Source organism: Terrabacter sp. Ter38, assembly GCF_024519435.1.
GTDB lineage: Bacteria > Actinomycetota > Actinomycetes > Actinomycetales > Dermatophilaceae > Terrabacter.
The window spans coordinates 475,730-501,223 of record NZ_JALJRZ010000002.1 but is presented as its reverse complement, the minus strand read 5'-3'; the positions used below and the strand labels follow the sequence as shown (position 1 = coordinate 501,223).

Annotated in this window: 19 protein-coding genes; 4 read left to right on the top strand and 15 right to left on the bottom strand. The window is 70.8% G+C overall.

Features of this window, described 5'->3' with window-relative positions; translation table 11 throughout:
• The 3 genes from NR112_RS07110 to NR112_RS07100 all read right to left on the bottom strand — a co-directional run bounded on the left by NR112_RS07110 (position 1) and on the right by NR112_RS07100 (position 8,242).
• Positions 1-1,341 (bottom strand): multicopper oxidase domain-containing protein, encoded by a 1,341-nt coding sequence (locus NR112_RS07110; protein ID WP_256793282.1) that lies wholly within the window; start codon positions 1,339-1,341, stop codon positions 1-3.
• Between the two features lie 20 nt (positions 1,342-1,361).
• Positions 1,362-2,654, bottom strand: coding sequence for a multicopper oxidase domain-containing protein (locus tag NR112_RS07105; protein WP_256793281.1), 1,293 nt, complete (start codon positions 2,652-2,654; stop codon positions 1,362-1,364).
• A 119-nt stretch (positions 2,655-2,773) separates the two neighbouring features.
• Positions 2,774-8,242, bottom strand: coding sequence for an IPT/TIG domain-containing protein (locus NR112_RS07100; RefSeq protein WP_256793280.1), 5,469 nt, complete (start codon positions 8,240-8,242; stop codon positions 2,774-2,776).
• Positions 8,243-8,557: 315 nt separating this feature from the next.
• Between NR112_RS07100 and NR112_RS07095 the strand changes: the two genes are divergently transcribed.
• Positions 8,558-9,229, top strand: coding sequence for a response regulator transcription factor (locus NR112_RS07095; protein ID WP_256793279.1), 672 nt, complete (start codon positions 8,558-8,560; stop codon positions 9,227-9,229).
• Positions 9,229-10,377, top strand: a complete 1,149-nt coding sequence (locus tag NR112_RS07090) for a sensor histidine kinase KdpD (protein ID WP_256793278.1) — start codon at positions 9,229-9,231, stop codon at positions 10,375-10,377. Before NR112_RS07095 ends, NR112_RS07090 begins: the two co-directional genes overlap by 1 nt.
• Positions 10,378-10,381: 4 nt before the next feature.
• Here NR112_RS07090 and NR112_RS07085 read toward each other — a convergent pair whose 3' ends face one another.
• From NR112_RS07085 to NR112_RS07075, 3 genes are read right to left on the bottom strand one after another with little or no spacing between them, the layout of a single operon-like run.
• A complete protein-coding gene (locus NR112_RS07085) occupies positions 10,382-12,064 on the bottom strand; it encodes a carboxyltransferase domain-containing protein (protein WP_256793277.1) in 1,683 nt (560 codons plus the stop codon).
• 2 nt (positions 12,065-12,066) lie between these two features.
• On the bottom strand, positions 12,067-12,825 hold the full coding sequence (locus NR112_RS07080) for a LamB/YcsF family protein (RefSeq protein WP_256793276.1): 759 nt from the start codon (positions 12,823-12,825) through the stop codon (positions 12,067-12,069).
• Between the two features lie 41 nt (positions 12,826-12,866).
• Positions 12,867-14,237 carry a 6-phospho-beta-glucosidase gene (locus NR112_RS07075; RefSeq protein ID WP_256793275.1) on the bottom strand — a complete coding sequence of 457 codons (1,371 nt, stop codon included), beginning with the start codon at positions 14,235-14,237 and terminating at the stop codon, positions 12,867-12,869.
• Between the two features lie 143 nt (positions 14,238-14,380).
• On the opposite strand from NR112_RS07075, the gene NR112_RS07070 reads away from it, so the two are divergent.
• The gene (locus NR112_RS07070) at positions 14,381-15,502 is read left to right on the top strand and encodes a PfkB family carbohydrate kinase (RefSeq protein ID WP_256793274.1); all 1,122 of its coding nucleotides are present in this window, start codon (positions 14,381-14,383) and stop codon (positions 15,500-15,502) included.
• A gap of 39 nt (positions 15,503-15,541) precedes the next feature.
• Here NR112_RS07070 and NR112_RS07065 read toward each other — a convergent pair whose 3' ends face one another.
• Both NR112_RS07065 and NR112_RS07060 read right to left on the bottom strand, forming a co-directional pair.
• A complete protein-coding gene (locus tag NR112_RS07065; protein WP_256793273.1) occupies positions 15,542-15,916 on the bottom strand; it encodes a hypothetical protein in 375 nt (124 codons plus the stop codon).
• Positions 15,917-15,924: 8 nt separating this feature from the next.
• Positions 15,925-16,818: a hypothetical protein gene (locus NR112_RS07060; protein WP_256793272.1), complete on the bottom strand. Its 894-nt coding sequence runs from the start codon at positions 16,816-16,818 to the stop codon at positions 15,925-15,927.
• A gap of 87 nt (positions 16,819-16,905) precedes the next feature.
• On the opposite strand from NR112_RS07060, the gene NR112_RS07055 reads away from it, so the two are divergent.
• Positions 16,906-17,337 carry a hypothetical protein gene (locus NR112_RS07055; protein ID WP_256793271.1) on the top strand — a complete coding sequence of 144 codons (432 nt, stop codon included), beginning with the start codon at positions 16,906-16,908 and terminating at the stop codon, positions 17,335-17,337.
• A 30-nt stretch (positions 17,338-17,367) separates the two neighbouring features.
• On the opposite strand, the gene NR112_RS07050 is transcribed toward NR112_RS07055, so the two are convergent.
• From NR112_RS07050 to NR112_RS07020, 7 genes are all read right to left on the bottom strand, one after another.
• Entirely contained in the window at positions 17,368-18,219 is an 852-nt protein-coding gene (locus NR112_RS07050; RefSeq protein WP_256793270.1) for a carbohydrate ABC transporter permease, read from the bottom strand.
• Positions 18,219-18,944, bottom strand: coding sequence for a carbohydrate ABC transporter permease (locus NR112_RS07045; RefSeq protein WP_082620056.1), 726 nt, complete (start codon positions 18,942-18,944; stop codon positions 18,219-18,221). Before NR112_RS07045 ends, NR112_RS07050 begins: the two co-directional genes overlap by 1 nt.
• A gap of 278 nt (positions 18,945-19,222) precedes the next feature.
• Entirely contained in the window at positions 19,223-20,548 is a 1,326-nt protein-coding gene (locus NR112_RS07040; RefSeq protein WP_256793269.1) for an ABC transporter substrate-binding protein, read from the bottom strand.
• 150 nt (positions 20,549-20,698) lie between these two features.
• A complete protein-coding gene (locus NR112_RS07035; RefSeq protein ID WP_256793268.1) occupies positions 20,699-21,175 on the bottom strand; it encodes a hypothetical protein in 477 nt (158 codons plus the stop codon).
• Between the two features lie 297 nt (positions 21,176-21,472).
• A complete protein-coding gene (locus tag NR112_RS07030) occupies positions 21,473-22,519 on the bottom strand; it encodes a LacI family DNA-binding transcriptional regulator (protein ID WP_256793267.1) in 1,047 nt (348 codons plus the stop codon).
• Positions 22,520-22,703: 184 nt separating this feature from the next.
• Positions 22,704-24,557, bottom strand: coding sequence for an ABC transporter ATP-binding protein (locus tag NR112_RS07025; protein WP_256793266.1), 1,854 nt, complete (start codon positions 24,555-24,557; stop codon positions 22,704-22,706).
• Positions 24,554-25,492 (bottom strand): ABC transporter permease, encoded by a 939-nt coding sequence (locus NR112_RS07020; RefSeq protein WP_256793265.1) that lies wholly within the window; start codon positions 25,490-25,492, stop codon positions 24,554-24,556. Before NR112_RS07020 ends, NR112_RS07025 begins: the two co-directional genes overlap by 4 nt.
• Between the last annotated feature and the right edge of the window lie 2 nt (positions 25,493-25,494).

Here is a 25,494-nt window from a genome sequence, read left to right as displayed (position 1 = left end):
TCAGCTCGTCGGGCAGCCGGCGGGCGGGTCGATGCGGAAGACCGTCATCATGCCGCCGAAGGCTGCGCCGTAGTTGGTCGCCTGCTGGAGCGCGTGGCTGTGGGCCACGTGGTAGTACTCGCCGCACTCGTTGTTCACGGTGATGTTCGACGGGAAGGTGCCCTTCGTGCCGAGGTAGGGGCTCTCGCTGAACCACGTGTCGGCGCCCACGAGGAGCTGGTCGGTGATGACGGGCAGCTGCGTCGGGATCGGGTTCGTCGTCGCGTTCCAGTGCTCGACGTCGCGCCAGTCCATCAGCGCGTCGACGGTCTGGCCCGGCATCACGTCGATGTCGTACTTGAGGTAGGCCAGGTCCTGGGGCGCCGTGGCGCTCGTGCCCTGGAGGGCGTGGCCGTCCTTGTTGACGACGCGTTCGTCACTCCCGTGCGGGTGGAAGGGGTAGCTGCCGCGTCCCGCGTTGAGGTAGCGGATGACCGCGGGGAGCGGGTTGGTCGTCGCGTCGTACGGCTTGATGTGCACGAGGGCGCCGTAGGGCTGGCTCGGCAGCCACGAGGCGTTGTTGGGCGCCAGGGTGTCGGGCATGCTGCGGCCGTTGATGAGGTAGTAGCGCGCGTTGTAGGCGCTCCAGTCGACGGGCTGCGCGCGCTCGACGGCCAGGTGCACCTCGGGGTCGATCTCCGAGAGGAGGAAGACGTACTCGTGCTGCGGGTTGAAGGCCGAGTCGGCGCGAGCGTTGACCTGCCCGGCCGCACCCGAGGGGCGCACGACGAGCGCTCCGTAGAGGCCCATCTGCTGCTGCTTCGTCACGTCGGTGCCACTCGAGTAGAGGTACGTCCCGGGCGAGCCGGCCGTGAAGGTGTACGTCACGGAGCCGCCCGAGGCCGAGGCGGGCTGGACCATCGAGGTGAGGGAACCGCCCGTGTCGAGCTGCGGCTGGGCCGGGTTGCCGTTCGCCTTGACCGCCTTCTGGCCCGGGAAGAGGATCGAGGTCGCCTCCGGTAGGTCGTTGTGCAGGATGACGGTGACCTGCTGGCCCGAGGTGACGCAGAGGACCGGCCCGGGCAGCTGGAACCGCCCGGAGCTCATCCCGTAGCCCCACATGTAGATCGAGTTGCCGTCCGGCGTCGAGACGTAGCCCGTCCGCGCGGTGAGCGAGAAGGTCTGCTGCGGGTCCGTCTGGCAGAGCAGCCCCTCGGACGTCGCGGCCTGGGCGCCGGCGGTCGAGCCGACGGCCACGGCGGCGACGAGGGCGCCGACGGCCGCGAGGATGCCCGTGCGCCGGCGGGTGCGCGCGGCACTCGCCGCGTCACCCGGGTGGCGTCGTGATCGGTTGAGTCGCATGATCGTCCTCCGTCGGCTCGTCAGGTGTTTGGCTGGGTCTGGGGCCCGTAGGTGCCGGGCGCGCCGACGCGGAGGACGGTCATCATGCCGCCCCAGCCGGGTCCCCCGCCGTTGCCCAGATAGGCGTAGTTGCGGTCGTAGAGCAGGTACTCGCCGGGCTGGTGGGGTGTGACGAGCACGTCCCGGCTCTCACCGGGCCCCACGTCGACGGTGTTGGTCTCGAGGTAGTTCGTGTATCCGTCGCGACCACGGAGCAGGCTGGCGTCCTTGGCGATGACCTGCATGTCGACGTTGTCGAGCGTCAGGGCGTGGTTCTGGTAGCCGAGGTTCGACAGCCGCAGGAGCACGGTCTCGTCCACGTTGCACGTGATGAGCGAGCTGATCGGCTGGTACTGGAGGCGACCGGCCGACGTCGACTCAGGATTGCCCGCGGGTGCGATGGTGTCGGGGTAGCCTCGCCCGTTGAGCAGCCAGAAGCTCGGCGCGTAGTCGGTCCAGTCGCTGACCTGGATGTGGGCGTCGCGGTAGTGGGCGGCCGACCACAGCTCGGTGATCATGAAGGCGAACTCGCGGTCGTAGCGCGTGCTGCCGTCGCCGTCGTTGTACGCGTACTTGGTGCCGATCGGGTGGCCGGCCACCGGCGCCTTGTTCTGCTTCGGCCGCACGAAGACCATGCCGGTCATGCCCATCTGCACGTGCTCGACGTCCTCGAAGTGGCAGTGGTACATGTACGTGCCGGCGTCGCGAGGGCGGTAGAAGTAGGACAGGTCGCGCCCGATCGGCACGGCGAGCGAGAGCTCCGGCACGCCGTCGAAGAGCGGGATGGCGTTGACGAAGCCGTGCCAGTGCAGCGTGTGACCGTCGAAGAGGTCGGGCCGCATGACGAGGCCGAGGTTGGACAGCGTGATCGTGACCTCGTCCAGCTCGTCGAAGGCGAGCATCGGCGCCGAGATCTGCGCCTTCCCGCGCGTGGCCGCCACCTGCGTCGCCGTCATCCCCGTGACGTCACGGAAGCCGAAGACGTACGTGTCGAAGGGCGACGGTGCGAGCGAGTCCGGGAAGAAGGGCAGGTCATCGGGCGAGCCGGCCGGCATGCTGACCCAGCCGTCGGTGCCGGCCAGGTGCACCGACTTGGCGGGGCCCGTTGCGGCGGCCTGCACGACGGTCGGGCGGGGGGCCTGCTGTCCGAAGCTGAGGCGCGTGCCGAGGAAGACGCTGCCCACGGCGCCCGCCCCACCCAGCATGACGGCTCGTCGGCCGAGACCTGAGCCCGCCGTGCGCCGTGCGGCGTCTGAGCGTGATTCGTCGGTCATGAGGTGCTCCTGAGGTCGGTCCGGCTCCTGTGCCGGACAGGTGGTGAGTGGGTTGGCCCCCGGGGCGCCGGGGGGGCTCCAGTGGGGGTGACTGGGATCCCCGGGGGCCGGTCTGCGGGTTACGGGTAGTACTGGTCGGAGCCGGAGTCGTATCGCCGGGTGGTGCCGGTGCCGGTGGGCCTCGCCTGGTTGTCGATGTCACGCGCGGCGGCGTTGACGGTCGCGGTCCACGGGAAGGTGGCCCCGAGCACCGTCTGGCTGCCGTAGGTGACGGTCGTCGTCCCGCGGCCCTTGGCGTATGCCGTGGCTGCCGTCCCCGAGAGGTGGTAGTCCGCCCGCAGGCGCGGGGGCAGCAGGGCCGTGACGATGGCCGCCTCGCGGAAGGCCGGGAAGGTGCGTGCGGCCAGGACGGTGACCGCCAGGTCGGGCGTCGGGTCCTTGAAGCCGGGCGTGTCACTGACGGTGACGCCCACTCCGCCGTCGGTGCCCGTCGTCGTCTGGATGACGCCGCCCACAGGGTGGAGCGTGCCGGGGCCGCCGACGACCGCCATGTCCCACGTGTCGACCGAGTTGGTCGTCCCGTCGGGCAGGGTGCCGCCGATGCCGTAGACGTAGCCGCCGATGAAGGTGCCGGCGCGGTTGTCGTTGAAGACGTTGTCGAGGAGCACCGGCTTGCTGAAGGTCGACTGTCCGGTGACCTTGATGACGGCGAAGGCACCGAGGCCGCCGCTGTTGAGCCTCGCCATGAGCGGGTCGCTGTTCGGCCCGGTCGCGAGGCCCGCAGGGGCCGGGAGACCGTCCGAGGTGACCGCGGTCGCCGTCGTCATGTTGCCCGCGACGGTGTTGTCGACGAGGTTGACGAACGGGGCGTCGTCGAGGGCGATGCCGCCACCCTCGTGGGCCGACACGTTGTTGGTGACGGTGTTGTTCGTGATGGTGATCGTCTGCGGATCGGCCTTGGTGACGTGCGTGCCGGCCACCTGGAGCAGTCGGATGCCGCCGCCGTCGTCGCTCGCGAGGTTGGCGTCGATGACGTTGGCGTCGATCGTCGCCGCGCCCGTGCCGGGGCTGAGGCCGATGGGGCTCGACGGCAGCTCGCCGGCGAGCATCACGGCTCCACCCTCGTCGTAGGAGCTGTTGAACCAGATGGTGTTGCCGGTGATGGTGCCGCCGTCGTTGCCACCCGCGTTCGACATGTAGCCGAAGGCCGTCATCGCGCCGCCGTACTCCGCGGAGAAGTTGCCGCAGATGGCGTTGTGCAGGACCTTGTAGCCGTCGCTGCCGGTGAAGAGCCCGATGCCGCCGGCGAGGTTGGTCCCACCGTTGTTGAGCACCTGGTTGTCGGCGATGAGGGTGTCGTAGTTGCGGTTGTCACCCGTGTAGGGCGTGCCCACGCGGATGCCGCCGCCGTGGCTGCCGCTGTTGCCGACGATGACGTTGTCGGTGATCCGGACGCTGCGGTTGTTGTTGTGCAGGTAGATGCCGCCACCCTGGGTGACGAGCGCGCCCGTGGCGCCGTACGGCGTCGTGACGCCGCCGGTCAGCACGTTGACGTTGCCGGCGAAGTCCGACTGCGAGCCGCCGGTCACCTGCAGCCCGTCGATGGCGACGGGGTATGCCGTGTCGTTGACGGAGGCGCGAGCCGGGTCGTCGAGCACGGTGATCGTCGCGGCGTCGGGCACGTCGAGCTCGCCGCTGTAGGTCAGCGTGCCGAGCCGGGTGATCCACGCCGTGCCACCGGGCAGGTCGGGGCTGAACCCGGACCCGTCGATGATCGAGCCGGGCACCCACCGCTGGGAGCCGTCGGCATTGGTCGTGAAGCCGCCCGGACCGACGCCCTGGATGGCGACGCGGTGGTGGACGAGGAGGTTCTCGTTGTACTCACCGCGCGGGTTGAGCGCGGTCGCGGTGCCCGGCCAGACGACGACGAGCCAGTGGCGCCTCGTCGAGGAGGGCGTGGCGGCCTCGAGCGCGGCCTGGACGGAGGAGTACGTCTTGCCGGGGCCCACCTCGACGACGTTCGGGTTGTAGGTCGTCGAGGCTCCCGAGGCGGGGGGCCCCGCGAGGTTCCAGACGGTCAGGCCGTTGTACGTCGAGCGCTTCGACGCGTTCGTGACGCTGACCTTGAGGGCGCCGCGGGGCGCCGTCGCCGTCGGCGTGAAGACCGGGACGGTGAAGGTGATGCTCGTGTCGGACCACGGCCCGTACGTCGTCACGGGGATGTTCGTGCCGGCGCTGTTCGTCAGCGTCACCGTGCCGGTGCCACGCGTGGCGCCGAAGCCGGTGCCCGTGATGGTCACGGTGCGGCTGGCGTCGGTGGACCGGACGTACGGCCGGCTCACGGCGAGCAGCTGCGGGTCCGTCGTGCCGAGGTTGCAGCGCGCCGGGTTCGACGCGGTGGTCCCGGGGGCGAGCACCGTCGCGGCGGCCTGGGTGGGCGCCGTGTCGGTCACGGTGTAGAGACCGGGCCAGCCCTGGAAGTTCGTGCTGATCGTCCGGTAGGCCGGGTTGTAGTCCGGGTTCGGGTCACCCGGTCCTCCGGGGTCGTTGCCCGTGAAGCGGTACATGTTCGGGCAGGGACCGGCCGGGACCGGGCAGTTGTACGTCCCGGTCGAGGGCTCGAGGGCCTCGTAGAAGCCGTTGAAGTCGGTGTGCGTCGTGTCGACGAGGCGTCCGCTGTAGTCGTAGAGGCCGACGGGGACGTTGGGCAGGCCCTGGGCCTCGCCGTAGTTGGCGCTCCGCTTGTCGAGGGACAGGCCGAGGTCGTTGATCGTCAGGCCCCAGAAGTGCGTGGGGATCGGGACGGGCGTGTAGAGGTTGAAGTTCGGGGCGACGGTCTGACCGCTGCGGACGGTGATGAGCTTGGAGTCGCACAGGGGCCGGTCCTGGCCCTCGAAGGGGCTGCCGCCGCCGTCGAGGAAGGCCGGGTTCGTGACGCGCACGGTGTGGAGCGCGCCCGCGCAGCCCGAGATGATGCCGGCTCCCTGCGACGGGGGCTGGGTCGGGGGCAGCGGGTCGTTGCCGGTGCCGGGGCCGTCGGAGGCCGCCTCGGCCACGGTCGGCGGGAAGTTCTCCTGGGCCAGGTAGCTGTCGCCGTCGAAGACGTTGACGTCCTCCTCGCGGGTCACCTGGTACATCGGCTTGCCGTCGACCGGGTCGGTCGGGATCTCGACCGAGGTGATGTAGTCACCCGCGGGGAGGTCGCCGAAGCCGTAGTTGCCGTTGACCGTCTGGCCGGCTGCCCCGGGGGTGTTGTCGGACGGACCGACCTGCACTCCCATCATCGGAGCCTCCACGCAGAGGTTGTTCGCGTCAGGCCCGGACTCGGGCAGGGCGAGCTGGTCGGTCAGCTCGGTGCCGTCCCACTGGCGAGCGGTGCAGCCCCGCGGCGGGGCCCACTCCTCGCTCGGGTAGTGGTCCTGCACCTCGGCGCCCTTGACGAGGGCGCCACGCTCGGGGTCGGGGTTCGCGATGGTCGCCGGCGCGGTGGGGTCGGTGTCGTGGGCCGGGTTGGGCACCGACAGCGGCACGATCGCCTTGCCCTGGCGGCACGCGTTCGCCTTGTCCTCGGCCGTGTTGGCCGTGCAGGGCACGGATGCGTAGACGTGGACGTTCACGTCGGGGATGCCGGGCTGGTAGTCCTCGCTGACGGCGTCGGCCGGGTCGAGCTCGTTGCGCGTCACGTCGTAGGACACGGTGGCGGCGATGCCGCCGTTCTCGTTCGTCGCATACGGCTCGACGCCCCAGTCGATGCGGCCCGAGAGACCGATGATCGGCAGGAAGTTCACGTCGACGAGGCCGCCGAGGATGGTGGTGGGGTTGTCCTCGTTGTCGGCCTGGTAGGTCAGGCCGGTGGTGCGGTAACGGGTGTTGAACGCCTCGAGGACGAGCCACTTGCCGAGCGGGTATCCCTCCTTGATGTCGTAGGCACCGTCGTCGCCGGTGTTGACGAGGTTCGTGTACTGGTCCATGAGCGAGTTGTCGCGCTCGCGGACGGTGAGGGTGAAGCCGGGGACCGGCGCTTCGCCCGGGTCGCGCTTGCCGTTGCCGTTGTCGTCGACGAAGACGGTGCCGCGCACGTGCGTGAACCAGCCGACGAGCATCTTGTTGCCGACGTCGACGAGGTCGCCGCCGGACACCTCGACGTTGAAGCTCCAGAGGATGTAGTCCTGGGCGTCGTCCCAGATCGTCAGCTGGTAGGTGCCGTCCGGGACCTTCTTGATGTCGAAGGAGCCGTTGGCCGCGCCCCGCCCGACGTAGACGGCCGCGTCTCCGCCGGTGAGGTCCGAGAGCGCCACCCACGGCGACGCGATCGGGCCGGCATACTTCGAGCCGGCCCAGCCGGTCTCGGGGACGACCTGGCCGTTTTGGCCACCGATGTAGGGCAGGCCGGCGACGGCGACGCCCTTGACCTCGCCGGTCGCGGACGACGTGGGCATGGCCGTGACGCGGACGAAGCCGAACTGGGTCGCCGGCACGGGCTCGGCGCCCTTGATGAACTCGGTGTCGAGGCCGGTGTCGCCCTCCTGCACCCAGATGTCGTGGTCGTGCCCGCCCTCGAGGGTCGTCGTCTGGACCCAGCCCGCCTGGCCTGCGGGCGGGGAGACGGTGGCGCCGTAGCGGTTCGGGCCGAGGTTGGGGATGGTGATGACGCCCGAGGCGTCGCTCGTGCACTTGCCGGTGGAGCGGGTCGTGTCGACGACCGGCTTGCCGTCGGTGCCGAACGTCATCCGACCGGCGGCGTTGTGCCGGTAGACGGTGCACAGGGCGTTGCCGTAGTAGTCGGTGCTCACAGGCCCGAGGACGTCGGAGAGGTTGCCGGTGAAGCCGGACAGACCTCGCTCCGCGTCGGCCTCGTAGGTGCCGTCCGCGGGGACGTTGTCGTTGAAGACCTGGATCTTGATGGTGGCGAGCGGCAGGGGCAGCGGCTGCATCGCGACGTCGACGAGGCCCTTGAGCCCCGCCTTCACGGTGAAGTGCGCGCCGTCGATCTTGTAGCCGTCGGCCGTGACGGAGATGAGGTACTTGCCGGGGGCCAGACCCTCGAGGACCGTCGCGGAGTCGAGGTCGGCTTCGGAGCCCTGCGCCACGATCTTGGAGAATCCTGAGGTGGACCGCACCGACGGCCACGGGCAGCTGTCGGCATACGGCTCCGTCGGGTCGCCTGCTTGGGGGCTGGCCGGCTTCGTGCTACCGCCGGGCGCCCGCGACGGCAGGCAGCGGTCGAGGAGCGGCGCGTCAGCCGTACCCGGATCGCCGGTGCTGTCCTCGTTGACCATCCACTGGTAGGCCGTGACGTGCTCGCCCTTGTGGACGAAGCCGGGCCCGGTGTTGACCGAACGTGCGCTCGCGACGGTCAGCGTGATGCAGCCCTTGCCGGCCGCAGTCGTCGACGGGCAGGGTCCACCCGTCGGGGTGGTCACCGCCGGTGCCGCGGCCGGCGCCGCGGCGGGCGCCGCGGGCGCGACCGCCGGTCTCGGTGCGGCGGCCGCTGCTGCCAGCGGTCCACCGACCTGCGCCACTCCGGCGATGGCGAGTGCGGTCAGTCCGGCGATGATCGGGACGCAACGCCTACGCAGCCTTGGCATGTCCACGGCAACCCCCACGTGATGCTCTGCAGGGCTCGGTGCGAGCCCGTCGTCCCGCGAACGTCGCACGCGCCGTGACGGCGCTCTGCCCAGATGGGTCGACGGCTCAGGCAACTGTCACCGACGGCATGGGCTTCGCCTCAGGTGGCTGTCATGCCGCTGCCAGCCCGCCGTCATGTTCCTGTCATGAATGCGCCCGAATTGGGAGCGTTTGCACACGTCTCGACCACGTGTTTCGCCGCTCTAGGCCCTTTTGCCGCTCCCTCCGCCACGCTCGGATCCATACTTGGCGACAGATCGGGGAGGGGCACTCTGATGGCAACCGTCATGGTCGTCGACGACGAGGAACGCGTGCGCACGTTGCTGGCGAAGTCGTTGTCGTCACAAGGCCACTCGGTGGTGACCGCTGCAACGGCCAACGCCGCCATAGACCGGCTCGCGTCGAAGGACGTCGATCTCGTCCTGCTCGACCTCGTGATGCCCGGGGTCAACGGCCTGGCCGTGCTCAACGCGATCAAGGAGCGCAAGCAGACGACGCCGGTGATCGTGCTGTCGGGCGTCACCGACGTGGGAGCGCGGGTCGAGGCGCTCGACCGCGGTGCCGTCGACGTCGTGTCCAAGCCGTTCAGCCTGACCGAGCTCATGGCTCGCGTCCGGCGCAACGTCGGGGCGCCGCGCGCTCCCGCGGACGACGGCTTCCTCGAGGTGGCCGGCGTACGCCTCGACGTGGGGCGCCGCCGCGCGACGTTCGGTTCGCGCAGCGCGTCCCTCACCGAGCGCGAGCTCAGTCTGCTCGCGCACCTCATGCGACGCGCCGGCCAGGTGTGCCACAAGGAGGAGCTGCTCCACGACGTGTGGCACCTCGACTTCGACCCGGGCAGCAACGTCGTCGAGGTGTGCGTCGGCAGGCTCCGCGCCAAGCTCGGCCAGGACATCCCCGTCGAGACGCTGCGCGGCGTCGGGTACGGGCTCTACGAGGACGCCTGATGGTCCGGCACCGGTTGGTCCTCGTCTGGAGCGTCTTCGCGGCACTCTGCTCGGCCGCGATGATCGCGCTGCCGGGCAGCGAGACGGTGCCGTACCACATCGCCTGGGCGGCCTTCGCGCTCTGCTTCGGCCTCGAGCAGTGGAGCCCGCGGTCCACGTGGGTCGGGCTCGGCGTCTTCACCTTCGTGACCGGCGCGATCCTCGTCAACCGCGTCATGACGGACGTCCTCGAGTGGCAGGAGACGACCGAGATCCCGCTCATGCTCCTGCTCATGGCGCTCATGATCTGGCACGTGCGCCGTCGTCAGCAGGCGCTGTCGGACCTCACGGTCAACGCGGCACGGGAGCGCGCCGACTCGACGATGCGCGAGCTGCTCACCCTGCGCACGTCGCACGAGATGCGGTCACCGCTCATGATCTCCCGCGGCTACCTCGAGATGCTCATGGACCGGACCCCGCCCGGTGAGGACCTCGCCGACCTCCAGGTCGTCGACGAGGAGCTCGAGCGGCTCACCCGGGTGTGTGAGCGGCTCGTGCGCAGCATGCGCGTCGGGTCCGATCTCGAGGTCACCGAGGTCGAGATCGACTCGGTGCTGCACCAGACGGCCGAGCGGTGGTCGGCCGTCGCGCAGCGGAACTGGAAGGTCGAGTCGTCGGCGCTCACGCTCCACTGCTCCGGTGAGCGGCTGCGGGCCTGCCTCGACACCCTCATCGAGAACGCGCTGCGCTACACCGGGCACGACGACGACACGGTCCTGCTCTACGCGCGCCCGATGCGCGGCGCCATCGCGCTCGGGGTCGCCGACTCGGGGCGGGGCTTCACCACCGACATGCTGCGCTCGGCCGCAGCCCAGGACCTCCCGAGCGGCGTGCTCGACGGCGTGCGCGACGACCTCTCCCAGACCGGGCTCGGCCTCTCCCTCGTCCGCGACGTCGCGACGCGACGCGGCGGGTGGGTCCAGCTCGGGGTCTCTCCGTGGGGCGGTGCGGACGTCGCGATGATCCTCCCGGTGCGTCCCGCGGCGCCGGCCCTGCCCGTCGGGCGCCCGACTGCGGTCATCGCCCCGGAGGCCACGGAGCAGGTGTCGTTCTGGCGCTCCGGAGTGCGACGCGAGCCGGAACCCGGCACCGGGGCACGGAGCGCCTGAGGGCTCAGCCCCCGCGCGACCACCTGAGCCGCACCTGCTGGCCGGGGCGCAGCTGGGCGGCGAGCGCGTTGGCTCGCGGAGTGAGCACGGCGACGACGGGGTAGCCGCCGGTCACGGGATGGTCCGCGAGGAACACGACGGGCTCGCCACCGGGTGGCACCTGCACCGCTCCGGGGACCATCCCCTCGCTCGGGAGCTCGTGGTCGGCATACGTGGGCAGTCGCTGGATCGGCTTGCCCTCCAAGCGGATTCCCACGCGGTTGCTACGCGAGGAGACCGACCACGAGGTCTCGTCGACACCGGTGAGGTGGCACCAGTCGGCACGGGGGCCGGGGACGACCTCGAGCACGACCTCACCCTTCGGGACGGCACGATGGGGTGCGACCTCGACGACGGGGAACGTCCGCGGCGGCGACCCGACTGGAAGGACGTCACCCACGGCGGGCACCGGTGGGCCCACCCGAGCCAGCGTGTCGGTCGAGCGCGAGCCCAGCACCGGCGCGACCGCGATGCCGCCGCGCACCGCGAGCCACGTGCGCAGACCGGCAGGAGGGGCGCCGAGGGTGAGCACGGCACCGTCGACCAGCGCGTGAGGGGCGCCGTGCGGGACCGGCCTGCCGTCGACGTCAGCGGGACAGTGCGCGCCCGTGAGCGCGACGAGGAGGTCGCCGTGGGCGCGCACCGAGAGCCCGCCGAGGGTGGCCTCGAGCGACGCGGGCGCCGGCCCGCTCGGCTCGTGGGGGTCGAGCAGGTGCCCGACGAGCCGCAGACCGAGGAGGTATGCCGTGGGGTCGGCCGCCCCGGAGCGGCCCACGCCCACGTCGGCGAGACCCGGGCGGCCGAGGTCCTCGACGAGGGTGAGCGGTCCCGTGGCGAGCACCTCCAGACCGCGACCGCCCCGACCTGCCAGACCCTCGAGTGGCGCAGCCTCGTCAGTCCCACCCTCTCGACCTCCACCACCGTCGAGGGGTCTCGTCGTCCCATCCGTCCCCGTGACCGATGAGGTGGCCGGGGCCACGGGGCCGCCCGACGGGGTCTGGCCGGCGTCGACGAAGCGGACCGACGTGCCCGGCGCGAGCAGCGCGGGCGGGTCACGGTCGACGTCCCAGATCACGGCGTCGGTCGTGCCGATGAGCTGCCACCCGCCGGGAGAGTCCTGGGGGTAGATGCCGCTGAAATCGCCTGCGAGAGCGACGGATCCGGCAGGGACGCGGCTCCGGGGCTCGCTACGACGCGACACGCGCAGACGCTCGTCGCCGTCGACGAGATAGGCGAAGCCGGGCGCGAAGCCCCCGAACCCCACCCGCCACGGTGTGCCGGTGTGGGCGCGGACCACCGCGTCGCGGGTCAGTCCGGTGAGGTGGGCGACCTCGTCGAGGTCGGGCCCGTCGTAGCGCACCGGGATCTCGACCATGACTGCGGCCACGTCCTCCGGCGGCGCCACCGCCACCGTGAGACCTGTCGCCTCGGCGAGGCACTCCCGCCCGACGTCCGAGCTCCCTCGGGCGTCCCGGAGCACGACGAGCACGGTGCGGGCCCCGGCCACGAGGTGGTCGACGGCCTCCCACACGCCCGTGGCGCGCTCGACGAGCGACGCCAGGTGCGCACGCAGGGCGAGGGCGGCATCGGTGTCGGCCACCTCGACGAGCAGTGCTGCGCCGCCCATCGGCAGCAGGCGGGCCTCCACGCTCAGCCCGCGAAGGGGTGGATCTCGACGCCGGACCGCTCGAGCGCCACGCGCACGGCCTGTGCCATCGCGACCGCGCCCGGGGTGTCGCCGTGGATGCACACCGACTCGGCACGCACCTCGACGTCGGTGCCGTCGACGGCGGTCACGAGGCCCTCCCGCGCGAGCCGGACGACGCGTGCCGCCACCTCGACGGGGTCGTGGAGCACCGCGCCGGGCTCGGTGCGCGGGACCAGACGGCCGTCCGGCGTGTAGCCGCGGTCGGCGAACGCCTCGGTGACGGCGCGCAGCCCCGCGTCCCTCGCGAGCTCGAGCACGAGGCTGCCGGGCAGACCGAGGACGGGCAGCGACGTGTCCACCGCCACGACGGCATCCACCAGCGCCCTGGCCTGCGCCTCGTGGTGGACGACCGCGTTGTAGAGGGCGCCGTGCGGCTTGACGTAGGCGACGTCGGTGCCCTCGACCTGGGCCACCGCCGAGAGGGCGCCCAGCTGGTAGATGATGTCGGCGGTCAGCTCGTCAGGCGGGACGTCCATGAAGCGGCGCCCGAAGCCGACGAGGTCGCGGTAGGCCACCTGCGCCCCGACGACGACACCCCGCTCGGCGGCGTACCGGCACGTCGTGCGGAGCGTCAGCGGGTCGCCCGCGTGGAAGCCGCAGGCGACGTTGGCGCTCGTCACGACGTCGAGCACGGCGGCGTCGTCGCCGAGCGTCCAGGCTCCGTAGGACTCGCCGACGTCGGCGTTGAGGTCGAGTCGCATGACCCGATCCTGCCCCACCAGCAGCGGGTCCACCGGTCCCTTCACCTCAGGTTGTCATAGTGCTCAGGCAGGCGCCTCACGTAAGCCGTGAGCAGGTCGCGCGCGACCGTGACCGAGTCGACGAGCGGGTGGAGCGCAAACGCTTGCACCGCAAGGGATCTCGATTGCTCCAAGGCGGCCCGGATGACGAGCTCGTCGACGGCCTTGACCTGCTGCACGAGCCCCAACGCGTGGCCGGGGAGGGGGCTCACGGTGACGGGGACCGGGCCAGCTGCGTCGACCCGGCACGGCACCTCGACGACGGCGTCGTCCGGGAGCCCCACGACGGCGCCGCCGTTGCGGACGTTGAGGATGAGGCGGGCCGGCTCGTCGAGGGCGAGCGCGGCCATGAGGGCGAGCGCCACGCCCTCGTAGCCCCCTCCCTCGACGTCGGCCTCGGCGCGCTCCTGGGTGTGCCCGTCGTCGCTCTCGCGGGTCTCCTGCATGTAGGTCGCGTTGCGGTCGCGTCGCACGGAGTCCCAACGCTGCCAAGCCTGCTCGGGCTCGGCGGCCACCCGGGCGTAGAAGTCGGCCTGTTGACCGACGAGGTACTCCCCGCGCGTCTGCGGCGCCCCGGCGATCTGGGCGATCGCATCACGGGTGAAGTAGTAGTAGAAGAGGTACTCGTTCGGCAGGGCACCGAGCGTCCGCAGCCACTCGGTGCCGAAGAGCTGGCCCTCCTCGATGGCTCCGAGGGCCACGTCGTCCGCGAGGAGGTCGGGAAGCAGGTCGCGGCCGTCATGGCGCAGCCCGGTGAGCCAGCCGAGGTGGTTGAGCCCGGCGTAGTCGATCTCGAGGTCGTCGAGGTCGTGACCGAGCGCCCCGGCCGCGCGCTTGGCGAGGCCCAGCGGGGAGTCGCAGATGCCGACGGCCCGCTCACCGAGCACCGACTGCATCGCCTGGGTCACGAGCCCGGCCGGGTTGGTGAAGTTGATGACCCACGCGTCGGGCGACAGACGGCGTACGCGTTCGGCGACGTCGAGCGCCACCGGGACGGTGCGCAGGCCGTAGCCGACACCCCCGGGGCCCGTCGTCTCCTGGCCGAGGAGACCGAGGTCGAGCGCGATCCGCTCGTCGGCGGTGCGGCCCTCGAGACCTCCGACCCGCATCGCGGAGAAGATGAAGTCGGCCCCCTCGAGCGCCGTGTCGAGGTCGGTCGTCGCCGTGACCGTCGGCGGCGCGGTCGCCGCGCCGGAGTCACGCACGGTCAAGGAGGCCTGGGCGGCAAGCACCCGTCGCATGACGTCGAGCCTCGCGCCGTCCGTGTCGTGCAGGACGACCTCGGTGACGCGCCGGTCCGCGGTGTCGCGCAGCAGCGCGCCGTGGACGAGCGGCACGCGGAACCCGCCCCCGCCGAGGATGACCAGCTTCATGGCAGCACCACCCTCGGACCGTACCAAGGTGTGACGGCGGGGCCACTCGATGCGAGGCGACATGGGGACGAACCGCGCCGACACGGCATACGACCGTCGGAAAACCCGGCGAGTCGCGGACCGCAGTGCGGGATCATGAGGACGTGCCACCCAACCAGACGTTCGACCCGCTGGCGTCTCGTCGCACCGCCGACGAGCCGGCTCTCGACGTGTTCGTCTGGGGCACCGTCTTCCTCGACATGATCTTCGCCGGCCTGCCGAGCGCTCCGAAGCCCGGCACGGAGGTGTGGGCCGAGGGGCTCGCCTCGTGCCCCGGCGGCATCGCCAACCTCGCCGTCGCCACTCGCCGACTCGGGCTGCGCACGGGGCTCGCGGCGGCCTTCAGCGACGACGACTACGGCGACTTCTGCTGGCGCACCCTCGAGGAGCAGGAGGGCATCGACCTCGCCCGGAGCCGCCGCTTCGCCGACTGGCACAGCCCCGTCACCATCTCGATGTCGGTGGATCGCGACCGCAGCATGGTCTCGCACGGCCACCCGTCACCCGTCGCCGCTGCCGAGCTCATCGGCACGCCCCCGCGTGCTCGCGCGGTCATGGTCGACCTCGGCGAGGACGAGGTCTTCGGGGCGAGCGGCCGCACCTGGGTGGACAAGGCCCGCGACGACGGCGCGCTCGTCTTCGCCGACGTGGGCTGGGACCCCAAGGAGGAGTGGTCGCCGCACGTGCTCGACCGGCTCGAGCGCTGCGACGTCTTCATGCCCAACGCCGTCGAGGCGATGGCCTACACCGGCACGCGGTCACCCGTCGAGGCCGTCTATGCCCTCGCCGACCGCGTGCCCGTCGCCATCGTCACCGACGGCCCCAACGGGGCGCTCGGCATCGACGCCCGCACGGGTGAGGAGTCCCAGGTCCCGTCGCTGCGGGTGCAGGAGGTCGACCCGACCGGCGCCGGTGACGTCTTCGGGGCCGCCCTGCTCGTCGGCACGCTCGCCGAGTGGCCGCTCGAGCAGCGGATGACCTTCGCGAGCCTCTGCGCCGGCCTTGCGCTCCAGCAGTACGGCGGCTCCCTCGCGGCGCCCGGCTGGGGCGACCTCGCCGACTGGTGGACCGCCCTCGTCTCCGACACGAGCGGCGACGCCTACCACCGCTCGCTCCGGCGCCGCTTCGGCTTCCTCGACGAGATCGTGCCGCGGGTGCCGGTCACGGCGTGCCGCCGCGCGACCGCGACGATCGCCAAGCGCGCCGATGTGCAGGACCTCGACTGAGTCTCAGCCCACCGAACGGCCAGGGCGGCCTGACAGAGGTCAGGCCTTCGGGCAGCCGCGTTTCCCGACCTCGGCGAGCTGGGTCACGAGCTGCGGTGAGACGGCCAGCGAGTCGTGCCACTGCTTCCACTCGAGGTGGCTGAGTCCGGCGGTCGTCAGCCGCTTCGCGAGGTCGGCGTCGATGTCCGACTCCTTCGGGAAGCTCTGTGTGCCCACCGAGCACTGGCGCGCGAACTCGACCTCGGCGATCTGCTCGGTGCGGGCGTCGGCAGGCACGTCGGCGCGCACCGTGCTCGATGCGCCGGGAGGGCCGGAGGTCCCGCACGCGCCGAGTACGGGGACGAGCAGGGCGGCGACCGTGGCGAGGGCGACGACTCGGCCCGTCGTCGCGCCGCGGGTGGACGTCGTGCGCATTCCGCTCCTCACGAGACGTTGAGCGTCAGGCTCGCGGTACGGGTCTGGGGCGAGGCCGCGGTGTAGGAGATGAGGACCGGGATCGTGTACGTGCCGGGCTTCAGGTCGGTCGCGATGAAGCGCACCCCGACGTAGTCGGCGCTTCCGCCGACGAGCGTCTGGTCGCCGTTGAGGCCGGCGGAGGCGCGATCGCCCGGGTAGGCGACCTCGAGCCCTGCGGGGAGCTCGCCGAGCCGCACGCTGAAGTCGGCGAGGTCGGTCTGGCCGCCCGCGAACGCGATGCGCTCGAAACCGCTGCTGCCCGCCTTGATCGACAGCGAGGGGGTCTGCGGGGTGAAAGCCGGACCGGTGGCGGCCTGGACCGGGACCGTGACCGTGGCGGTCGTCGTGAATGCCCCGCTGTTGCCGTTGCCGTTGCCGTTGTTGCCGCCGTTGCCGTTCCCGTTGCCGTTTGCGTCGTTGCCCACGCCGACGGAGTACCTCGACGTGAGAACCACCTGGAAGCTCGTCGTCTGCGTGTAGGGCACCTTGAGCTTGAAGGAGGTGAAGTCCTTCGTCGTGCCGACCAGCGTGTCCGAGCCGTAGAGCGAGGTGTCGGCCCCACCGCGTGTCGTCGGGTAGGTCACGGTCACACCCTTGGGAGCGGTGACGGTCGTCGACCAGCCGCTCACCGTCTGGTCGGACGTCCACACGACCGACACCCACCCGGACTGTCCCGGTGAGAGCGGCGCGGTCGTCGTCGTCACGGCACGCGCGTTGCTCTTGTCGGCCCCGGCCGGCGCGATCGCGAAGGCGGGTCCCGCAACGAACAGGAGAGCTGCGGTGAGCACGGCGACGGCGACCGATGTGCCGGTGCGGTGATGGTGACGGTGCACGGTGGTTCCCCGATCTGGGAACGTCACTTTCGTCCCCTTTGTCCCGAAGCATAGGAGACGTCAACGGCCCTGTCCGTCGTTCACCACACCCGGCGGCTCGGCGATGATGGTGCGATGCACGACCCCCGCCAGAGGGACGACCTCCTGCCCGAGTGGCCGACCCCTCCGCCCGACGAGCTGCCCGCGGAGCTGCCTGTTGACGTCAGCGACCTCGCGGCTCTCGACCTGCGTGCGGCGCAGGTGCAGCACTGGTCGATCGCCGGCGACTCCTTCACGTGGACCCTGCTCGCCGGTGACATCGACCGGGGACACGAGCTCGCCACCATCACCTACGTCGGGGCGGTCGTGCTCCACACCAACCGCCGCGACCTCGACCGTGCCGTCGCGGCCGCCGCGGAGGTCGAGCGGTCCGACGTCGTGCCCATCACCGACGGCGGCTTCGAGCACCGGGTCACGCTCGTGCCGGCCTACCCGCTCGTCGTCCGCTTCTGGAGCGTCGAGGTGCGCCGGATGCCGGCACCCGACCACCTGCGGCGCGTGCGCTGACCTGGAGACCGCGCCACCCGGCATACGCCGTCAGTCGCCGCCGATGCCGGTGCGCTCGACGCCCTCGACGATCCAGCGCTGCAGGAAGAGGAACATCAGCAGCAGCGGCACGATCGCGACGAGCGCCGCCATGAAGAGCTGGCTCACCTGCACCGACTGGGCGGTGAGGAAGGTCGACAGCGCGATCTGCACGGTCCACGACTCCTGGTCGCGGCCGATGACGAGCGGCCAGAGGAAGGCGTTCCACGAGCCGATGAAGGTGATGGTGCCGATGGCCGCGACGAAGCCGAACGAGTTGGGGACGACGATCTTCCAGAACGTGCCCCAATAGCCGAGCCCGTCGATGAAGGCGGCCTCCTCGATCTCCTTGGGGAAGCCGAGGAAGAACTGCCGGAAGAGGAACGTCGCGAGCGCCTGGAAGAGGCCGGGGATGATGAGGCCGCGGAGCGTCGAGATCCAACCGAGCGTCGAGACGAGGACGAAGCTCGGCACGAAGGTCACGGCCGCCGGGATGAGCAGGGTCGCGGTGATCGTGTAGAAGACGGCGTTGGACCAGCGGTACGGGATGCGCGCGAGGCCGTAGCCGGCGAGGCCCGAGACGACGAGCACGCCCACCGTCTGGGTCACCGCGATGAGGCCGGAGTTGAGCAGGCTGCGGGCCATCGGGATCGCCGGGTTGTCGAAGAGGCCGGTGAGGTTCGAGGTCTCCCACACGGGCGGCAGCCAGTGGTAGTCGGGCGAGCCGAGGTCCTGCTCGCGCATGAACGCGCTGCGGACGAGCAGGTAGAAGGGGACGAGGAAGAGCAGCGCCGCCGCGGCGAGGGCGCTGTAGCGGGCCCAGCCCGTGATCCGGGACTGCCGCTTGCTCCGGACGATCGCCATCAGTCGCCCCTGTCGCCGAGCCGGAGGATGCGGCCCTGCACCACGGCGACGATCGCGATGATGAGGGTGAGGATGACGGCTCCCGCCGACCCGTGGCCGAAGTCCTGGCCCGAGCCGAGCGCCGTGTAGTAGAGGTAGACGAGCGGCGGCCTCGCGTAGGGCGGGTAGGTGCCGAACGTCGACAGGATGTTGTAGAACTCGTCGAACGCCTGGAACGCGTTGATGAGCAGGAGCAGCAGCACCGCCGTCGACGTCGCGCGCAGCTGCGGCAGGGTGATGTGGCGGAAGACCTTCCACCCCTCGGCGCCGTCGATCGCGGCCGCCTCGTAGAGCGTCGGGCTGATCCGCTGGATGCCGGCGAGGAAGAGGATCATGTAGAAGCCGACCTGCAGCCAGAGCCGAGCCGTGACGATGACGAGCCAGTACCACGGCGGGTCGGCGAGGCTGAGCCACGGGATCGAGTCGGCACCGAACCAGCCGAGCACGGCGTTCGCGAGGCCCGACCGGATGCCGCTGAAGATCGACATCTTCCAGACGAGCGCGGCGACGACGTAGGAGCACGCGGTCGGCAGGAAGAAGACCGACCGGAAGAACGACTGCATGACGCGGGTCCGCGCGACGAGCAGTGCCGCCCCGAGGGAGATGACGAACGTCGTCGGCACGATGAAGACGGCGAAGGCGAGGAAGGTGACGAGGCTGCTGCGGAAGGCCGGGTCACGCAGCATGTCGAGGTAGTTGCCGACGCCGACGAACTTCGTGGGCGTGACGGTGTTGTAGGACTCGAAGAAGGACAGGTAGATCGACCAGGCGATCGGGATGTAGACGAAGACGATCAGCCCGATGACGAACGGCCCGACGAAGACCCAGAACCACAGGTTGCGGTCCTGGCGCCCGCGCAGGCGGCGACCGAGCGACGGCCTCCCCGCGGTCGGGGGCGGCGTCGCCCGGTCGGCGCCCTTCCGCTGCGCGGCGCTGTCGTATGCCGCCGGGTCGGCCTGCGCTGTCAGGCGAGGACCCGCTTCAGCTCGGCGTCGGCCACGGTCTTGACCTTGGCGATCTCGCCGGCCGGGTCGGCGCCTTCCTTGACGATGCGGTTCATCGCGTCACCGAAGGCCGTGTTGCACTTGGGCGTCCACAGGATCGGGCTCTGCGCGTGGCCGACGTCGGTGGCGAGCTTGGCCGCGTCGGCCGCCTGCCCGCTCGTGAGCGTCGAGGCCTGGCCGATGAGGCTCGTGCGCGACGGGATGTGGAAGCCGTAGGCCGTCGCGAAGTCGAGCTGGTAGGCGGTCTGGTCGATCCACAGCCACTTGGCGAACTTCTTGGCGGCCTCGACGTCCTTGCTCTTGGCGCTGACGCACGAGCCGTACGCGCCGACCGGCACCGAGGCCTTGCCCTGCCCGTCGAGCGCGGGCCACGCCATGACACCGAAGTCGTCGCCGAGGCCCTTCTTGAGGTCGGGGAAGGTCCACAGGCCGGTGAACTGCATGGCCGTGAGTCCGGCGGTGAGCGCGGACGGGTCGAACCAGTCCTTGGGCGCGCCGAGGAGCAGCACCTTGGCGTCCCACATCTCGCGGAGCTTGCCGAGGGCGGTCGCCGCGCGCGGGTCGTCGAAGCCGAACTGGTTGTCCTTGGTGAGGTAGTCGAGCCCGGCCGACCACAGCATCGGGCCGCCCATGAGGCCGGCGCCACCGTCGTTGCCGAGGAAGAGGCCCTTGACGTTGCCCTGCGTCAGCTTCTTCGCCGCGGCGATGAGCTCGTCGATGGTCTGGGGCGGCGTGACGCCGGCCTTGTCGAGCATCGACTTGCGGTAGACCAGCAGCTGCATGTCGACGACCTGCGGGATGGCATACGTCTTGCCCTCGTACGTCATCCGCTCGAGGATGCTCGGGTTGAAGTCGGACTTCGTGGCACCGATGAGGTCGGTGAGGTCGACGACCTGGCCGCCCTTGATCATGTCGATCGTCGGGCCGTTGCCATACTCGAAGACGTCGGGCCCGGCGTCGGTGAGCAGCGAGGCGGCGGTGGACTGGTCGTAGTCGCCGGGCTTCCAGCTGACCTTGACCGTGGCGTCCTTGTAGGCGGCGGCGTACTTCTCGACGGCCTGCTGCGTGCCGGCCTCGCCGTACTGGTGGTACCACTGGTTGAGCGTGGTCCCGCTGCCGCCGCCGGTCGCGCCACCACTGGCGGCCGGCTCGCGGCCCGTGTTGCCTCCGCACGCGGCGAGCGCACCCGTGACCGCAGCGGCACCGCCGAGCGCGAAGAGCGAGCGCCGGGTGAGGTTGGCTCCGAGGGCCTGGCCGATCTCGCGACCGATCTGCTTGTCAGACATAGGTTCCCCTGCGTCCTTCCTGCCCGGGCGTGCGGGCACCGTTCACGACGGCGGGCGTTCGGCCAGTCTGCTCGACCTCGCCCACCCCCCGATCGTATGCCCGCTACCTCCGCGTATGCCGGATGTGCCGCTGCCCGGCCCCGGCGCGGTTCAGATGGTGGCCGGGGAGTTGAGCGGGTTGTCGTTCAGGGTCTCCGGGGCCGTCTGGAGCAGCTGCTCGACGAGGAGCAGGGTCTGCTCGTCCTCGAGCGTCATGCGGCGGCCGAAGTGGCCACGGGCCAGGGCCACGCCGGAACCGATGCGCAGGATGCTCGACCGGACGTCCGTCCGCGTGTCGGGGTCCATGCGCTCGAGCAGCCGGGTCACGGAGAGCAGGCCCGACACGACGGGTCGACCGTCGAGCTCGAACTCGTCGAACAGCCAGACGCGTTGGGCCGCAACGGTGCCGAGCACCTCCCGGCCCGGGCCGGTGCTGCGCAGGGCGGCGTCGGTGACGGCGTCCCAGAAGGCGCCGCGCTCGTCGTCGTCGAAGCGGATCCGGCCGGCGAGGGCGCTCAGCACCCAGACGGGCGCGAGCCGGAGCGTGAACCACTCCTGCTCCGACCACTGCTCTCGCCACTGCGACACGTCGTGCCACCACCTCTCGTCCGCTTGCGCGACCCCACCAGCGTACGACCGGCGCGCGGCCGAGGTCGTGGAGTCCTATCGGCACCGGGCGCCGGAGGAGCTCCACGAACCGTCCGACGGTCCGGTCCGGCAGGTCCGGTCAGGCATACGAAGTCCTCAGGTCGGGGTTGGAGTCAGCGGGGTGGAGGCGGCAGCGGTCCGACGGACCGCCACGAGACGGCATACGGGAGCGGGGCGGGCGTGCGGAGGCGCCTCGTGGCGGTCGGTCGGACCGCGCAGGAGCAGGGAGCGGAGCGGTCAGTCGCTGACGACGGAGGTCTGGTCCCAGTCGCAGCCGCACGAGCCGCGCACGACCATGCGGGTCGGGAGCACCTGGGGATGCACGTCGAACGTGCGACCACCGATGCGTTCGTGGAGCCGGATCGCGGCCCACCGCCCGAGCTCGCGCATCGGCTGCTGCACCGTGGTCAGGCCCGGCGCGAGGTAGCGCGACGTCATGATGTCGTCGAAGCCGACGACGGCCACGTCGTCGGGCACGCGCCGGCCCTCGCGACCGAGAAGCACCATCGTCGCGAGCGCGAGCTCGTCGTTGGCACAGACGAGCCCGTCGATCTGCGCCCCGGCCGCCTCGGCCTCCCGGAGCCCCTCCATGACGCGTCGACCCGACGTCTCCTCGTACTGCACCCGGATCGGACCGGCCACCTCCGCGCCGCGCTTGCGGGTCAGCGCGTGCTGGAAGCCGCGGTAGCGCTCCGAGACGTCGTGCGAGGTGTCGGGATCGCCGACGAAGACGAGCCGCGAGCGGCCGTGCTCGAGCAGGTGCCGGGTCAGCTCGGCCGAGCTGATGAAGTTCTCGACCTGCACGGAGTCGCAGCCCTCGATGGCGTCGCGCGCGACGAGCACCGTCGGGGTGGAGCGCACGATCTGGCGCACCATGTTGTCGCTGACCGTGTCGTTGGCGATGACGATGCCGTCGACCCGGCCGAGGATCTTGCGCACCGAGGCCTCGGCGTCCTTCGACGCGTCGCACACGACGACGACGACCGACTGCCCGTCACGCGCCGCCGTGGACTCGAAGCCCGACAGCAGCTCGGAGTAGTAGGGCCCACGCAGCCCCGGCAGGACGAGCCCGTGCGTCTCGTGGGACGGCACGCCGACGGCGCGGCCGGCCCGCAGCGGGACGTACTCGAGGTCCTCGACCGCCCGGAGCACCCGCTGACGGGTCATCGCCGACGCAGGGGTCGAGCCGCTCAGCACGCGGGAGACGGTGGCGATGGACACGCCGGCGCGCTCGGCCACCGTGTAGATCGTGACCGGTCGCGCGTCATCGTGCTCAGTGGACACCCGGGCTCCCTCTTCCGGGGTCAACTGTGCACGGCGTCGCGACGCTCCACAAGCCACGCGCCGAGCTCGGCGCGCGCCGTCCCAGACACCGAGGGCGTATGCCGTCCGGTCGGCTCGGGGGTTACGGCGGGGGCGTCCGGGGCTCCCTCCCGGACGACCCCGCCGCGACGGCTGTGCCGACCGCTCAGAACGGGTTGGGGATCGCGTCGAGCAGGCTGCGCGTGTAGTCGTCCTTGGGTTCACGGATGACACGGAGGGTCGGTCCCTTCTCGACGACCTTGCCTCCGTTCAGCACGATGACCTCGTCGGAGAGCATGCGCGCGCTCAGCAGGTCGTGCGTGATGTAGAGGATGCCGACGTCGTTCTCCTTGACGAGGTCGTTGAGCAGCTCGAGGATCTCCGCCCGGATCGACACGTCGAGGCTGGAGATGGGCTCGTCGGCGACGATGATCTGGGGCTCGACGGCCAGGGCCTTGGCGATGATGACGCGCTGGCGCTGGCCTCCGGACAGCTCGTAGCCGTAGCGGTTGATGAACCGCTCGGCCGGAGTCAGGGCGACCCGCTCGAGCAGCTCCTTGACGCGTTCGCGCAGCTCCTCGCCCTTGAGGCCCTGGTAGTTGACCAGCGGACGGGACAGGACGTAGCCGAGCCGCTTGGCGGGGTTGATCGAGCTGTACGGGTCCTGGAAGACCATCTGCACGTCGCTGCGGTAGTTGCGCAGCGCCCTGCCCTTGAAGCCCGAGACGAGCTTGTCGCCGTCGGGGCCGTGGAACACGATGCGGCCCTCAGTGGGGGTCTCCACACCGGTGATCATCTTGGCGAGGGTCGACTTGCCGCTGCCGCTCTGACCCACGAGAGCCGTCACCTCGCCCCGGCGCAGCTCGAAGCTGACGTCACGGACGGCGTCCGTGCGGGTGACCGTGAAGCCGCGACGGCGCTCGAAGACCTTCGAGACGTTCTCGACCGAGAGGACGACCTCGTTGGCCAGGGCGTCCTGCGACTCCGCCGCGGTCTTGACGAACTGCGGGCCCTCGAACCCGCGCTTGGGCTCGCCGTACCTCTCGGCGCCGCCGTCTTCACGCTGCAGCACGGCGACGTGGCACGCCACCCGCCCACCGTTGAGCGGCACGAGCGGCGGGTCCTGCTCGAGGCAGAGCTGGATCCGCTCGGGACACCGCGGGGCGAAGCTGCACCCGACGATGTCGCGGCTGAGGTCCGGCGGGCGACCGGGGACGTACGTGATCTTGACGGTCTCCTCGCGCGGGTCGCCGTACGACCCCAGCAGGCCCTTCGTGTACGGGTGCAGGGGCTCCCGCAGCAGCGCGGCGGCGCTCTGGTCCTCGACGATGCGACCGGCATACATCACGAGGATCCGGTCCGAGAGGTCGAGCACGGTGCCGATGTCGTGGCTGATGAAGAGGACCGCGAAGCCCTGCTCGGCCTGGAGGCGCCGCACGTTCTCGAGGATCGAGTGCTGCACGACGACGTCGAGCCCGGTGGTGGGCTCGTCGAGCAGGATGAACTTCGGGTCCAGCGCCAGGGCCAGGGCGAGGTTGACCCGCTGGCGCATGCCCCCGGAGAGCTCGTGCGGGAAGGCCGTCATGAACTTCGGGTCGATGATGACCATGTCGAAGAGCTCGCGGATGCGCCGGGTCACCGCCTCACCGCGCAGCGACGAGTGCTGCTCGATGGCGTCTCGGAACTGCGCCTCCACCCGGACGACCGGGTTGAGCGAGTTCATGCTGCTCTGGAAGACGGTCGAGAGGTCACGCCAGCGCAGCGAGCGCAGCTCGTCCTCCGGAAGATTCGTGATGTCGGTCCCGTTGAACTCGATCGAGCCACCGCTGATGCGCCCCGGTCGCTGCAGCAGCCGCAGCAGGGCGGTGCCGAGGGTCGTCTTGCCCGACCCGGACTCGCCGATGAGACCGACGAACTCACCGGGCTCGATCGAGAAGCTGACCCCCTGGACGGCGTCGAGGGAGCGGGAGGCCTTGGGTTCGTACCGGACGCTCAGGTCGCGGACGTCGAGGAGTGTCATGCGTCCTCCCGGAGGTGGGGGTTGCTCAGCAGGTCGACGCCGAAGTTGATGAAGGTCGTCGCGGTCATGAGGATGGCGAGCACGAGGCCGGGCGCGAACACCCACAACCAGAGACCCTGGGCGATGGCCCCCTGGGCGTTGGACTGGTAGAGCATCGTGCCCCACGACACGGTCCGGCTGTCACCGAGGCCGAGGGCCGCGAGGCCGGCCTCGGCCGCGATGGCCCCGGTCGCGGCACCGACGAAGCTGGCCAGCACCAGCGAGCTCATGTTCGGCATGATCTCGCGGAAGACGATGCGCCACGTCCCCTCCCCGGAGAACTTCGCGGCCGTGACGAAGTCTCGGTTGCGCAGGGTGATGATCTGGGCGCGCTTGGCACGCGCCGCCCCGGCCCAGGACGTGATCGACACGACCGCGACGATGAGCCAGACCCCGCGCACCTCCGAGTAGGCGACGAGGGTCAGGATGAGCGGGAAGATCGGGATGACGATGAAGACGTTCGTGACGAAGGAGAGGACGTCATCGAGGATGGTGCCCTCCGCGTAGCCCGAGATGAGGCCGACGACGGTGGCGATGATCGTCGCGAACAGGCCACCGAAGAGGCCGACCAACAAGGAGATCCGCGACCCGTAGATGAGCTGCGATGCGATGTCCTGACCGCTCGTCGTCGTGCCCAGCCAGTTCGTCGAGCTGGGCTCGGCGAGTGGCGGGAAGGAGCCGTCGAGCGGGTCGTGGGGCGCGATGAAGGGGGCGAAGACCGCCACGAGCACGTAGACGGCGAGGACGATGACACCGACCCGGGCCTTCTTGCTGCTCCAGATGACCTGCCACCACTGGTCAGGGGTCTCGACGTCGCTGACCTGCTCTACGGCGAGGTCCTGACCGGGCTCGCCCGCCGCCATGAAGTCCTCGCCGGGGGTGGGAACGGGGGTCATGC